This is a genomic window from Deltaproteobacteria bacterium (assembly GCA_016210005.1).
GTDB lineage: Bacteria > Desulfobacterota > Binatia > HRBIN30 > JACQVA1 > JACQVA1.
Window position 1 is genome coordinate 16290 of record JACQVA010000012.1, and the last position, 14173, is coordinate 30462.

Consider the following 14173-nt stretch of genomic DNA (forward strand, 5'->3'; position numbering starts at 1 on the left):
CGCGCAAGGCGCCTTGACGAACTTGGCTTTTTTTCATCGCAAATATGGTCGCGGCTGGCGCGGCTGTTGCTCGCCACTAGGACGTGCGTTCAGCCGCTCATAAAGACGCAGCGGCTTGCTTCCTCTCTCCCGATGCTTTCGGCGGGGACTTGCAGCCCATTGCGGCCCGTACGCCGGCCAGCGCTGGCCCGCTGCGGCCGTTGCGCCTGCTGCTGATCGAAGACTGCGCCGACGATGCCGAGTTGATCGTTCACGAGCTGAGCCAGGGGGGCTACCAGCCGGTGTGTACGCGTGTGGAGACCGCGGAAGAGATGGAGCGAGCGCTGGCACAAGAGGCCTGGGACCTGGTCATCAGCGACCATCAGATGCCGCACTTCAGCGCACCCGCCGCGCTGGCGGTGCTGCACGCCAGCGGCCAGGATCTGCCCTTTGTGATCGTCTCCGGCACCATCGACGAGGCGATCGCCGTGGCCGCGATGAAAGCCGGCGCCCACGACTGCATCAGCAAGGATCGGCTCGGGCGTTTGGTGCCGGCGGTCACACGTGAGCTAGCCGACGTCGAAGCTCGGCGCGAGCGGCAACGCGCACAGCAGGAGCTGCAAGCCAGCGAGGAGCGCTACCGCACCTTGGTCGAGAACGCCAACGATGTGGTTTATACCCACGATCTTGCCGGCATTTTCACCTCGATGAACGCCGCCGGAGAACGGTTGACGGGCTACACCCGCGACGAGGTGTTGCGCATCAACATGGCACAGCTCATTGCCCCCGAGCATGTGGAACGAGCGATTCTCACCACGCGGCGACAGCTCGCAGGTGATATGCCGCCGGCGTACGAGTTGGACATTGTCACGAAGGATGGCCGGCGCGTCACCCTCGAAGTCAACGCCCGCCTGATGTACCAAGGCGGCGTGCCAATCGCGGTGCAGGGGATCGCCCGTGACATCAGTGCGCGCCGGCGTGCGGAGCAGAAGACGGCGGCTTTGTTGGAGGTCGCGGAAGCGATCAGCGGCACGCTGGAAGTCGAGGAGCTGATTGCGCGCGTGCAACAACGCACGGCCGAGATCCTGCCGTGTGATCGCGTCTGCACCTACTGCCTCGACGAAGTCACCGGCGTGGTTCGGCTGATCGCCCACCACGGCGTTCCCGCCGAGTTGGTGGGCGACGCCCAAGCCCTGGAGTTCCCCCGCGCCGCCCTGCACTGGGCGGATCGTACGGTGGTGATGAACGACATGGCGGCCCAGCCCTGGCTGGCACCGGAGATCTACACCCACTTCTGCATCGCCGCGATGGTGGCGGTGCCGCTGCAACTGCACGGGCGCTACCTCGGCAACCTCGTGGCCATAAGGAATGCGGCGGGACGGCCCTTTGATTCCGGCCAAGTCGCGTTGGGCGAGGGTATCGCCCGCCAACTGGCGGTGGCGCTCGGGGCCACCGAGCTCTACCGCGGACAACGCGATCAGGCCGAGGTGGCCACGGCGCTGGCGCAGGTGGGGCGCGAACTCATTGCCGTTGTCGATACCTCGGAACTGCTCGAACGCTTGTGCCGCCTGACCGCCGAAGCGCTCGGCTGCGATGCTAGCCACGTCTTCTTACGCCAAGAGGGTGAAGCGGTGCTCGCCGGTGCCTCCAGCTACGGCTACTCCCCCGAGGGCGCCGAGATGCTGCGCGCCCTGACGGTGCCGGTGGAGGTGGTGGCGGAGCTGCTGGCGCGGCTGGAGGCTGACGACGTTAGGCAAGCCAGCACCGCAGCGGAAGCTGATTCTGTCATCGGCGGTTTGCAGCGCGAGTACGGCATCACCACGGCGCTCTATGCCGCGCTGCGGCGCGGAGTGGACCTGATCGGGACTTTGGTTGCTTGTTACCACGGCCGCACCCGCCCGTTCACCGCGCAGCAGCAGCGTATCATCCGCGGCATCGGCCAACTGGCGTCGCTGGCGCTGGAGAACGCCCGCCTGGTCGAGCAGCTCGAACACGCCAACCGCGTGAAATCCGACTTTGTCGCCACCATGTCGCACGAACTGCGCACGCCGCTGAATATCATAATCGGTTACAACGACCTGCTGTTGGAAGGCATCTTTGGGCCGCTCAACTCCGATCAGGAAGACAGTTTGCGGCGCATGCTCAAGAGCGAATCGGAACTGCTGGAACTGATCAGCACCACCCTCGACCTCAGCCGCTTGGAAGCAGGCCGACTGCCGGTGGAGTGCCAGCCGCTCGATCTAAACGCGCTCCTAGCAGAGCTGCGCGCCGATGCTCCGGCGGTATGGGCCAAGCCGGGCGTCCGCATGCAGTGGCAGGTGGCGGGCGAGCTACCGCCGTTGCGCAGCGATGCCGTGAAACTCAAAGCTGTGCTGAAGAACGTGATCGCCAACGCCGTCAAGTTCACCGATGACGGCAGCGTCACAGTGCGTGTGTGCCCGCGCGACGGCGGGGTCGAGATTGCCGTAAGCGACACCGGGGTCGGCATCGGGGCCGAAGCGCTGCCGATAATCTTCGAGCCCTTTCGCCAAGCCGACAGTTCCGCCACCCGCCGCTTCGGCGGCGTGGGTCTGGGCCTGTATATCGTGCGCCGTCTGCTCGACATGCTCCACGGCAGCATCGGCGTCGAGAGCGAACTCGGGCGCGGCTCTACCTTTCGAGTTGCCATTCCTGCCGACGTTGCCCCTGCTCCAGCCCCGGCGCCGGCGGAGGTTGCCGACGCCGCCTGATGCGGGGGCCGCCGCTCGGAGAGATGGTTGGCGGTGCGCGGGCGTAAGCATTCCACTGTAGGCGATCTTCCGACCCGATGTCGCCGGGCTCCTGCCACTGAGCTGTGGCCCCCGCGGTGTCTGCGCCGAGTCAGCCGCGAGAATTCGCACTCCCCACGCTCTGGAATGCGGGAAGCGGCACGCAACGGAGGCAGCGTGGGCGTAAGCTAATTCCTCTGGTGCAACAGTTGCTCCGGCTAGACCAGCCGTTAACCGTGTGCCGAGCCAGTAATCCAGCACGGATCAGAGCGAAGGGAACGAGGCGAGCAAGCAGCATGAGCAGTGCAGTAGCAAGCGGTGCGGTCAAGGCGGCGGCGGACGGGCCGGTACGTTTGCGCCAACCGCTGCCGTTGCGGGTTTTGTTGATCGAAGACTCCGCCGATGATGCCGCGCTGCTGCTGCGCACGCTGCGCCGGGCCGGCTACGAGTTGAGCTGCGTCAGGGTCGAAACCGCCGGCGACATGACCAGGGCGCTGGCCGAGGGCAGTTGGGATGTTGTCATCTCCGACTACTCGTTGCCTCAGTTCAGCGCTCCCGAAGCACTCGCGGTGCTACACGATAGCGGCCTCGACCTGCCGTTCATCATCGTGTCCGGCGCCATCGGCGAGGAGACCGCGGTTGCGGCCATGAAGGCCGGCGCCCACGACTACGTGGCGAAAGACCGTATCGTGCGGCTGCTGCCGGCGATCGAGCGCGAGTTGCGCGACGCCGAGGTGCGGCGTGCCCGCCGCCAGGTGGAGCAGGCGTTGCACTACCGTGTCGAGTTCGAGCGGCTACTGACCACCGTTTCGACGCACTTCATCAACCTGCAGCCGAGTGAGATCGACGCCGGGCTCGATTATGCGTTGCGCGTTATCGGCGAATTCGTTCGCGTCGACCACAGCTTCATCTGCCGGCTAGTGGACGGGGCGAAGGTGCGCATGACGCACGAATGGTGCGGACCGGGCCGGCGATCGCTGATTGACAATTTCGCGGGGCGGCCCATGGCGGCGCAACCCTGGATCATGGCGGGGTTGAAGCGCGGCGCCGGTGTCTACGTTGCGCGGGTAGCGGACTTGCCGGACGAGGCAGCGGCGGCCAAGGCTCTACTGGACTCGCTCGGCATCCAATCCTTTATCGTGGCACCGATGATGGTTGCGGGGCAGCTGGTGGGATTTCTCGGCCTTGATTCGCAGCAGACGCAATGGGCGTGGCCCGAAGAGGTGGCGACCAATCTCAAGCTGGTCGCCGAGATGTTCGTCAACGCACTTGAGCGCCGGCGCGCCGAGCGGCGCACTGCCGTGCTGCTCGATGTGGCGCGCGAAGTCAGCGCCACGCTCGACTTGCAGGCCGTACTCGACCGCATCCAGCGGCGCACCGCCGAGGTGTTGCCGTGCGACCATGTCGCCACCTTTTATCTCGATAGCGGCCGCGACATTGTCCGTATGCGGGCAGACCACAATATCCCGCAGCAGCTGCTGGCAGCCGCCGCCCAACTGGAGTTCGGTCCCAAGGAGCCGTCGGGTGGTGTGATCGAGAGCGGGCACACCCTGGTTGTCGATGTTGCCAGCGACTCACCCTCGGTGGTGACACAGCTATGCGCCGCTTTCGACCTCGGCGCGGTGATTGCGGTCCCCCTGCGGGTGCGCGGCCATTACATTGGTGCGCTGGTGGCGGCCAATGCCGCCGGCCAGGGCTCGTTCGACGCCGGCCAGGTGGCGCTTTGCGAAGGTATCGCTCGGCAATTGGGCCTGGCCATCGAAGCGGCCGATCTCTACCGCGCCGAGCAAGAGGAAGTCGAAGTGTCGGCGGCGTTGGTGCAAGTGGCGCGCGCGCTGATATCGGCGCTCAACACGCCCGCGCTGCTCGGGCGCCTGTGTCAGTTGACCACCGAGGTGTTCGCCTGCGCTGCCAGCTACACCGCCCTGTGGAAGTCGGCGGAGCATGTCTACGAGGTGGTATCGAGCTATGGCTTTCCGCCGGATCAGGCAGAAGGGCTGCGCGTCCTCAAGATCCCGGATAGCTTACTCGCGCAGATGCTCGCTGAGCTGCCGCCGGACGCTGTCGCACAGGTGAGCACGGCTCAATCGGCCGATGCGGCGCTACGGGAGCTGCAGCACCGATTCGGCATTTCCGCTTCCCTCTACGCGCCGCTGTACTGCGGCCATGAGCGCATCGGCGTGCACGTGGCCTGCGCCCGTGGCGAGACGCCGCCGTTCACGGTACTGCAAGAGCGCATCGCCGGCGGGATTGCGCAGCTGGCCTCACTGGCGCTGGAGCATGCGCGTGTGGTCGAGGAACTCGAGCACGCCAACCGGCTGAAGTCAGAGTTTGTCGCGACGATGTCCCACGAGCTGCGCACGCCGCTCAATATCATCACCGGCTACAATGGGCTGTTGCTCGAAGGTGCCCTGGGCAATCTGAACGCCGAGCAGCGCGACGCCGCCCAGCGCGTTCAGCGCAACGCCGGCGAGTTGCTCAATCTCATCGGGGCCACGCTCGATCTGAGCCGCCTCGAAGCTGGGCGGGTGGTCCTGCAAAGCTGCGAGGTGAACCTGCCGGCGCTACTCGGCGAGATCGACGCGGATACGCGTGAGCTGCGCGAGAAACCTGACATCGAATGCGTCTGGGATGTCAGTGCAGATCTGCCGCGGCTGCACACCGACGCGATGAAGCTCAAGACCGTGCTCAAGAACCTGATTGCCAACGCCCTCAAGTTCACCGAGCGCGGCAGGGTCACGATTACCGCCCGAGCAGCGCAGAACGGGGTCGAGTTCCTGGTTGGCGACACCGGGGCCGGCATCGCCCCCGAGATCCTGCCGATCATCTTCGATGCCTTTCGTCAGGGCGACAGCTCGATGACCCGCAAGCACGGCGGAGTCGGGCTCGGGCTGCATATCGTGCGCCGCTTGCTGGAGTTGCTCGGTGGCACGGTGAGTGTGGCAAGCGTCGTCGGCCGGGGTACGACGTTTCGCGTGTGGTTGCCGCTGCACGCCGGCGAGCCGAATTCTTAAGCCGCAGGCGGTGCCTGTCACCAAGCGGCGCCGCCGCAGGGCGTGCACACGCGCGCACCAATGGTTCGCCGCCACCCGCGCTGCGGTTGGAAGTTGCAGTGGTGCGCTTGCTCGAGACGAGCGGCGCGCGGTGTCCAATGCACAATGCCATACCCGAGTCGGGCGATTCGGCGATTCGTTGGCGCGCGCCTAAAGGGGAATGCGGTAGCGGGTGTCCGGCGCACGTGTAGGAAAAGTGCGAATTGGAATTAGGAACGCTTTCTCGGCTTTGCGCATGACGGGCGGGGATTGCGAGATGAATGAAGCACGCCTCACGATGGCACACGCGCTGCATCACATGCCGCCTACCGAAACGAGAGGTTACCTCAGGTGGCAAGAATGTTTGACGTTGCGTTTCCCGAGACATGCTCATTTCACGCGGTGAGAGCTGTAGAAATGCTTTCCCGGTGTGGGAGAGACGGACTGACAAGAAGATGCGTCAGCGCCAAGCGAGCGTGGTAATCATCGCCAGCGCGCTCACGCTGGCGGCGTGTGCTGCGAGACCGGTTGCCACTAAGGTTGCGGCACCACCCAGCGACCGCAGCGCTATCAACGGCAACGAGGAGCGCTTGCGCGCGCTGGTGGCGGCGCGCCAACAAACGGAGCGGGACAGCGAGTACGTGATCGCGCCGGGCGACCTGCTGGTGATTACGATCTACAATTTCCGGCCGGGCGGCGGCAATTTCGAGTCTGAAGTGCGCGTCGACGATCGCGGGGACATCAGCGTGCCGTTCATGGATCCGTTGCCGGCCGCCGGCCTCAGCCTGGCGCAACTGCGTGCGGCTTTCGTGCGTGGATTGCGTGAAAGTCGTGTGCTTAACGAACCGCTGGTGAGCGTGTTTCTCAAGGAGTATCAAGGGCAACGGGTGATCATCCTGGGCGCGGTGGCGCGCCCGGGCCAGTACCATCTCTCGCGCGGCCAGCAGACGCTGGTGGACGTGCTGTCGATGGCCGGCGGGCTCAGCGACCGCGCCGGCAACTACATGCTGTGCCGGCCGTCGTCGCCCGGCCAGGTTGCTGCGGCCGCCAATGACTCGATCGTGCAAGACTACGCACTGCACGCGGCCTCGGCCGTTGCTCCGCCTGCGCGCGCGCCTGCCGACATGGTCGTGTTCCGTTTGGACAGTGCCGGTGGTGGGACCAATCCGGCGTTGCTGACTCTACCGGTGCGCGGCGGTGATCTCTTCATCGTTCCCGAAGCCGGTCAGGCGTTCATCGAAGGCGAAATCGAAAAGCCGGGATCCTACCCGCTCAGCCGCGGGATGACCTTGACTCAGCTGATCACCAGCGCCGGCGGTCTGGCCTATCCGGCCAATCGCCGTCGCGTCACGCTGATCCGCCAAACTGGATCGGGGCCGAGCGCCGAGTGGGCACTTGATGTGGACCGGATACGCGAGGGGGAAGAGGGCGACGTCCTGCTCGAGCCCAGCGATCGGGTAGTGGTGCCCGCCACCGTCGGGCGCAAGATCGCTCACGGCGCCTACCGGACTTTCACCGCACTTGTCCACTTCACTGTCGGTGGGGTTGCGAGCGTGTTCTAGAGGAAGCATGAGCGACCATCAGATCATTCGTGGCAATCGCGGTACCGTGGCGGCGCTTGCCGGCAACGGGGGCAGCGCGAACGGCGCCGGGAGCGAGCACGAATTCGTGCTGCCACGCGGGGCGGCGGCCGAGCCGGAAGCTGACCTGCACTACTATTGGCGGCTGGTCTACGGCCGGCGCTGGCTGTTACTGGCGACCGCCATGCTGGGGTTAGCCATTGCCACCGTCACCACTTTCCGCCAGCCGCGCCTCTACGTCGCGCAGGCGACGGTCGAGTTTAAGCCGGCGCTGGCGCCGGGCAAGGACCTCGACATCCTCGGCCGCACGGTTGCGCTCCCGCCGGAACTCGCCAAACGGCTTCTGAGCACCAAGATCCTTGCCGCCCGTGTCATCAACACCGAGCGTACCAACGGCCAGGCCGCATTTGCCCCCCCAGCGAACGGTGGGGAGTCTCGCAACGTCCTCGCTGCCGCTTGGGCCGGGATTGGTAGCGCTATCTCCAGCGCGGCCAACCTGGCGCGAGTGATGCTGGCGCCGGCCGCCGCTGCCCCCGCGGATGATGCGGCTGCTGAGCCTAAGCAGTGGGACGGCGTCGCGCTCAACACCATCAATATGTACTACGCGCATACGGCGGTGGTGCCGGTGCGCGGCACTTCGCTGGCCGACATTGTCGTCACCCACTCCGATCCGGTGCTCGCGGCGCGCATTGCCAACCTGCACGCGCAGACCTTCATCGACATGGACGTCGAGACCAAGGTCGCCTCACTCTCCGATGCCCAAGGCCTCTTGGGTCGCCAGCTCAAGGAAGTACGCGAACGGCTGGAGAACTCACGCGCGGCGCTTACCGACTACCAGCTCAAGCACGGCATCTTGAACCTGCCCAAGGACAGCGGCACGCTCACGCGCCAGTCCCTCCAGCAACTCAATACCCTACTCACCGAAGCCCAAGGCGAGCGCATCGTTGCCGAAGCCGCCTACCGCAACGCCGCCGGCATGACACTGGCGCAGCTAGGCGCGACACTGCCTGACAAGGGCTTACAAAGCGTGCGCGAGGAAATCCTGTCGCAGGAAGCCCGTTATCGCGCCGACATGCGCAACTTCGGCGCCAATCACCCCGACATGATTGCGCTGCGCGCCCGCATCGAAGCCATGAGCGGGCAGCTGGAAACCGCGGCGGGTGAGTCGCGGGGGCGCCTGCGCGCCGTCTTCGAGGCCGCCCGTGCCAAGGAGGACGAGCTGCGCAGCAGCTTGCAGAAGATAAGTCTTGCCGCCAGCAACGAGGACCGCGAGTTGGTGCAGCTGTCGATCTTGCAGCGTGACGTTGATAGCAACGAGCAGCTCTACGGCACCTTGCTGGGGCAGGCCAAGGAAGTGGACCTAACCAGCGGCGCGTATCAATGGACCAATGTTAAGCTCGTCGATCGGGCGGTTGCGCCGAGCGTGCCGAGCTACCCGCGCACCAGCCGCAACTTGATGTTCGGTCTACTTCTGGGCTTGCTCGGCGGCGCGCTCGGCTGCGTGCTGATCGAGCGGCTCGATACCACCGTCAATACCCCGGACGATATCGTGGCGGTGCTGGACCTGCCGGCGTTTGGGATGATTCCTGACTTTCAGCGCCTGCCGGCCGCTGCCAGTCACGGGCGCTCGCTGGTTGACGCGGCCCAGGTTGACGCCGCCGGCCGCGAGCTGGTCACCCTGCTGCAACCGGCCTCGCTGGTCAGCGAAGCCTATCGCAGTGTGCGCACCAATCTGATGTTTTCGTCTCCCGACAACCCGCCCAAGTGTGTGCTGATCACCAGCAGCCAGCCCGACGAAGGCAAGACCGTCACCGTGATCAACCTGGCCGTCACCTTGGTGTTGTCGGGCTCGCGCGTGTTGGTGGTGGATGCCGATCTGCGCAAACCCTCGTGTCACACGGCGTTGCGGGTGGATCGCGAGCCCGGGCTCAGCAACGTGCTCACCGGTCGCGCCGAGCTACAGCAGGCGATCGTGCGCTCGCCGCTGTCGCCGCAGCTGTGGAGCTCGCAAAATGGCTGCGGCCTCTTCGTTCTTCCGGCTGGGCGGGTGCCGCCCAACCCCGCCGAGCTGCTTGGCTCGCACAAGATGACGGCGTTGCTGGAGCAATTGAAGGAGCAGTTCGATTTTGTCTTGGTCGACTCGCCCCCGATCATCCCGGTCACGGACAGCGTCGTTATCGCCACCAAAGTTGACGGCGTGTTGATGGTCGTTAGGGGCGGCGAGTGGGGCCGCGACGTGATCTCCAAGGCACTGGCGCAGCTCACGGCTGTGCGCGCACACCTGCTCGGCGCCGTGCTCAATAGCGTCAACGTCACTCGCGGTGGATATTCCTATTACTACTACCGGCACTACTACGGCTACGGCGCTCACTACGGGAAAGCCTACGGCGCTGCCTACGGGCAACCGGCGGAGCCGGAGGGTACGCCCTCCTAAAGCAGAAGGGCGGGCGGCGCGGGCATGAGGAGCGATCCGGAGGGCGCGGCGTTGCGTTAGTCGTTTGCGCGCGTGACGTGTCGGCCCAGCTGCGGCCCGGCTAGCCCGGGCCCGGCCGAGCCAAAGAGCCTGATCACCAGTGGTGAAGGCGGGCATCAAGTTGAAATTGCCGCTGGCGGGAAGTGATTACCCACCCGAATGGCGGTAGCCTGCCTGAATGAGTCCGGCGGTTCAGGCCCGCCCCAGGGCGAAATTGGAAGCAGTACGGCTGATGATCGACACAGGCGCAACCTGGTATGCGGTACAAACCCAGCCGCGGCGAGAGGAGGCGGCGGCAGCGAACGTGCGCCGCATAGGCGCGCTGGTGTCGTGCCCCTATTACCGCCAGCGCGTCATTCTGCACGGGTACCGGCGCGAGGTTACCCGCCCGCTGTTTCCCGGGTACATATTTGCCGCGTTTGATCTGGCGCGCGACTTCCGCGCCGTCCATTACGCGCACGGCGTTCGCGGGTTGGTGAGGTTCGGAGGAGTACCCGCAGAGGTGCCGTGTGATTTCCTTGCCGGGATCGAAGCGCGGATGCAAAACGGATACGTGGTGATCGAGCCCACGCCGTTGGAGCCAGGTGACCGAGTGGAGATAGTAGCCGGCAGTTTCCGCGGCTACACGGGAATATTTCAAGCGGGGGCGAAGGGCTCGGAGCGTGTCACGATTCTGCTCGAAGCGTTGAAATACCAGGCTCGCCTGGTGCTAGATCGAACTGCGGTGGCTGCGCTCTGATCGCGCTCGGAATGCCTTGATGTGGCCGCCGAGTGTGCGGTGAAACGGGCCCCGACCGGTTGTGCAGCGGAACTAGTTGTGTGCGATTGCAATTATTGACCTTTTTGGGCTACATTGTCTCGGTCAAGATCGTACCGTTTCGGAAAGGGAGGGAACCGCAATGAGGCATCGTGAATTCGGTGTGGTCAGCGCCGTGGGGCTCATGCTTGCCATGGCACATTGGTCGCCGCTTGCCGCCAACGAAATCGTCAATGGTGGTTTCGAGACCGGGAATTTCAGCGGGTGGGCGTTGCAGCGGCATTCGGCCAACGCCCCGGGCGGCGGCTCGATGATGACCGGCGGCCAGGTTCTCACCGGCGACGACTTCTTCGCCGACGGCAGCGTGCAGCCCGGTATTTTGCCGCCCGGCGGTAACTACTTCGCCTTCATCTCGTCGATGCCGAGTATACCAGCGGACCAACCGCCGGGCTGCCCGACGACGCAATCCGTACTTCGCGTGCCGCCGGACAACGTAGACGGAGACGCCTTCTCGGAACGGGACGTCACCGTCTTGCGGCAGGATATCGTGGTTGACTCGGTGCCGGCGCATGTCGGTTTCACGTGGAGTTTTCTGCGCGGGGAATTCGGGGACATCGCTTTGCACGATGATTTCTACGTAACCCTGACGCGGATGAGCCCGCCCGGGCCGACGATACAGGTTATGGGCGACACGGCCGGCAACGATTCGTATCCAATCCCTTACATTGGTTCGTTTCGGTTTCTCGACCCCAGCTTGTTCGACGGACACACGTACGAGGTCCTGACCGACCCGCCGGGGGGGCCAACGGATTGCCACTACTCGTCCTTCGGACGGACGTCATTTCAGACCTCGTCGGCGGCGATCCCGACGGTCGGGACATGGCGCTTAAGCTTCTTCTTCGGCGACGACGGCGGCGACGCGCGGTGGGATAGCGGCGTGCTGATTGATGATGTCCGGTTTGTCTCCGTGGCGGCCGCTCCGGCGTTGTCCGCGACCGGTCGGGTGGCGGTTGTACTCTTGCTGGGAACCGTCGCGCTTTTCGGCCTGGCGGCTCAGAGCAAGCGCGAGCGCTTGCGTGGAGCCGGCTTGCTGCTTGGAGTGGTTTGCCTCGTCGGCGCAGGCGTGGTGTTGTTGCGCTCACAGCCGGCGGTCGGATCGGCTCCGGTTGGGGAAGAGCTGCGCTCGCGAACCGGCGATGAGCACGCGGACGAGATGCTCTTGGCGGATCGCCGAACGCCGCGCAAGCCGACACCGGCAAAGACGCGAAAGCCTAAGAAGACGCAGACGCCGATCGTATCCTGATTTAGCAACGCAGGCGCTGAGCCTGCGCGACGGCGAAGATCAGCGGGCATGCCGCGATGGCTGTGTGATACGGCGGCCCGACTGGTGCCGGCGCTGCTGGCCGCCGCTTGCGTCCTCTCGCTCGGGGCTGGGCACTACTGGGGATGCGCACTGATTCAGCTCAGCGGTGCCGCCCTCGGAGTGCTTTGGGCTCTGCGGCTCGCGATGAGCTCCAGTCCCAGTGCTCAGCAAGGGCCTCGGCCGGCGCCGGCGAGTTGCGCGGTGATGCTCGCCGGCCTGCTGGTCGCGCCGCTGGTGCCGCTGCCGCCGCCGCTGCTGGCATGGCTCTCGCCCCGAGCCTTTATGCTGGCGAGCGCAGCCCTGCCGGGCTGGCCGGAGCGAGTACCCTTCGATGACTTGCGCCAAACACTCGATCTGCAGCCAGCGCGCCTTGCCTTGGCGCTACAGCTCCCGCCAGCAGGCGCGTGGCGCCCACTGGCCCTGGTGCCGCACGGTTCACTGCTGACGCTCTCGATCGGTGTGGCCTACGCGCTCATTGCCGCGGCGCTAGCCCGCTACCCGTGGTCAGACGGGGGCGACCGGGCAGTCGCGGGTTTGCTCAGCTGCCTGATAGCGGTGGGATTCTTCGAGGCGCTCTACGGCTTGTTGCAGGTAGCCAGCGGTCACACCCGGATCTACTGGTTCGAGTGCCCGCGGCCTGGGTGCATGGGAACATACGTGAACAAGGATCACTACGCCGGTCTCCTGGAGATGATCTTTCCGATCACGCTGGCGCGCACGGCGACTTGGTATGTCGCCCTCAGGCGTGCCGCCGCCGCCCTGCGCCAGCGCTCGGGATCGGCCCGCGCGCGCGTGTTTCTCGATCTGCACTCGGCTGCACTGGGGCGGCTGATCTGCGCCGCGGCGATAGCGCTGCTCATGCTGGTTGCCCTGGCGGTCTCGGGATCGCGCTCGGCGTTTGCGGCAACCGTTGGGGCGTTGCTGGCTTTGCTGCCGTTTGTGCCCGCGACGCAGCGGCCGCAGCGTTGGGTCCGCGCCGGCGGAGCGGCAGCCGTGGCGGTGCTGGTTGTCCTCTGGCTCAGTTTCCCACAGCTATCCGGCCGGCTGTCGAAGGGAGACGCCCTGCGTCCGCTGATGGCTGGCGACACCTTGGCGATGGCCCGCGACTTTCCGTTGCTAGGGGTGGGCGCGGGTAACTTCGCCTCGACGTTTCCCTATTACCGCGAGCGCAGCGTGGCGCTATGGGAGTTCGGGGTGAGCAACGCCCACTGTGATTACCTCGAATGGCTGGCGGAGGTAGGCGTGGCGGCTGCGCTGTTGTCGTTACTCCTGTTGGTCGGTCTTGGGCGGCGTGTGTTGCGGGCCCTGCGCTCGGCGCAAAGCTGGACTCCACAAGCCGTCAACCGCTGGGGGCTCGCGGTCGGCGTGATGGCGCTGCTGCTTCACTCGTTGACGGATTTCAATCTGCACGTCCCCGCCAATGCCGTGGTGTTTGCGCTGATGACCGGTGCGCTGATTCGGCTGACGCGGCCGGCAACCGCCGCAATAGTCACGCCCTCGATGTCGGAAAGCCAGCAAGCAACGGAAGGCCAAGCGGGCGCTCGGCCGTGGGCTGTTGCCTCCCGCCGGCTCATTGCAGGCGTGGCTGTGCCGCTGTGCGTGGTGTGGGCGGCGTTCACGTGGCGCCAGTGGCAGGCGGCGGCGGCGTACCATCGGATTTATCCGGATCTGCGTCTGCGAAGCCTGATTACTGCGGCGGCGGAGCCGGCCGGCGGTGAATCTCTGCGCCTGACGCAACGCGCAGCCGCGCTGGCTCCTGAGGTGCCGCAGTTCCAAGTTGGCCTGGGGGAACAACTTGTGGCACGGGCTCTTGACGAGTCCACTAGCGATTCGGAGGCGGCCGGCCTGCTTGATGCGGCGATCGTCGCCTACATCCGCTCACTCTGGGCGGCACCGCTGCAACCACGCGCCTTGCTCGGCTTGGTGGCGGCAGCGGAACCGATCTATGAACCCAATCCCGGGTCGGAGCCCGGAGTATTGTACGATCTGGTGGGACGCGCAGCCGCGCTGGCGCCGCACGAGGCCGGGCTGCAGTTGACCGTGGCCGAGTGGTACCTCGACCGCTGGGACAGCATTCCGGAAATGCGCCGCGCGGAGGCGCGCAGCCGTGTCGAAGCGGCTTTGTCGGTGGCCGAGATGGGAGCCGAATTGCAGTCGCAGCTCAGCAGCGTCAAAGCAAAGTGCCGGCACACAGCCGGTGACGTGCGCGGCTGCTAAGGCTCTTCGCTGTCGCTTCGAGTTT

General features: G+C 65.6%; 7 protein-coding genes. All 7 read left to right on the top strand.

Going from position 1 to position 14173, the window contains the following annotated elements:
- Positions 1–149: 149 nt before the first annotated feature.
- The 7 genes from HY699_01995 (at position 150) to HY699_02025 (ending at position 14148) form a co-directional block, all read left to right on the top strand.
- Positions 150–2708 (top strand): PAS domain S-box protein, encoded by a 2559-nt coding sequence (locus HY699_01995; protein MBI4514573.1) that lies wholly within the window; start codon positions 150–152, stop codon positions 2706–2708.
- Positions 2709–3022: 314 nt separating this feature from the next.
- Positions 3023–5740 carry a GAF domain-containing protein gene (locus tag HY699_02000; GenBank protein MBI4514574.1) on the top strand — a complete coding sequence of 906 codons (2718 nt, stop codon included), beginning with the start codon at positions 3023–3025 and terminating at the stop codon, positions 5738–5740.
- Between the two features lie 473 nt (positions 5741–6213).
- Complete coding sequence (locus HY699_02005) at positions 6214–7320, top strand: SLBB domain-containing protein (GenBank protein ID MBI4514575.1); 1107 nt, start codon at positions 6214–6216, stop codon at positions 7318–7320.
- 7 nt (positions 7321–7327) lie between these two features.
- Entirely contained in the window at positions 7328–9772 is a 2445-nt protein-coding gene (locus tag HY699_02010; GenBank protein ID MBI4514576.1) for a polysaccharide biosynthesis tyrosine autokinase, read from the top strand.
- 271 nt (positions 9773–10043) lie between these two features.
- Complete coding sequence (locus HY699_02015) at positions 10044–10550, top strand: hypothetical protein (protein ID MBI4514577.1); 507 nt, start codon at positions 10044–10046, stop codon at positions 10548–10550.
- 160 nt (positions 10551–10710) lie between these two features.
- Positions 10711–11871, top strand: coding sequence for a hypothetical protein (locus HY699_02020; protein MBI4514578.1), 1161 nt, complete (start codon positions 10711–10713; stop codon positions 11869–11871).
- Between the two features lie 48 nt (positions 11872–11919).
- Complete coding sequence (locus tag HY699_02025; protein MBI4514579.1) at positions 11920–14148, top strand: O-antigen ligase family protein; 2229 nt, start codon at positions 11920–11922, stop codon at positions 14146–14148.
- Positions 14149–14173: the final 25 nt, after the last annotated feature.

Bases quoted from the DNA above. Each gene is read 5' to 3' on its own strand.
- HY699_02015 (MBI4514577.1), top strand. From the start codon at position 10,044: ATGATCGACACAGGCGCAACCTGGTATGCGGTACAAACCCAGCCGCGG.
- HY699_02000 (MBI4514574.1), top strand. From the start codon at position 3,023: ATGAGCAGTGCAGTAGCAAGCGGTGCGGTCAAGGCGGCGGCGGACGGG.
- HY699_02005 (MBI4514575.1), top strand. From the start codon at position 6,214: ATGCGTCAGCGCCAAGCGAGCGTGGTAATCATCGCCAGCGCGCTCACG.
- HY699_02025 (MBI4514579.1), top strand. From the start codon at position 11,920: ATGCCGCGATGGCTGTGTGATACGGCGGCCCGACTGGTGCCGGCGCTG.
- HY699_02020 (MBI4514578.1), top strand. From the start codon at position 10,711: ATGAGGCATCGTGAATTCGGTGTGGTCAGCGCCGTGGGGCTCATGCTT.
- HY699_02010 (MBI4514576.1), top strand. From the start codon at position 7,328: ATGAGCGACCATCAGATCATTCGTGGCAATCGCGGTACCGTGGCGGCG.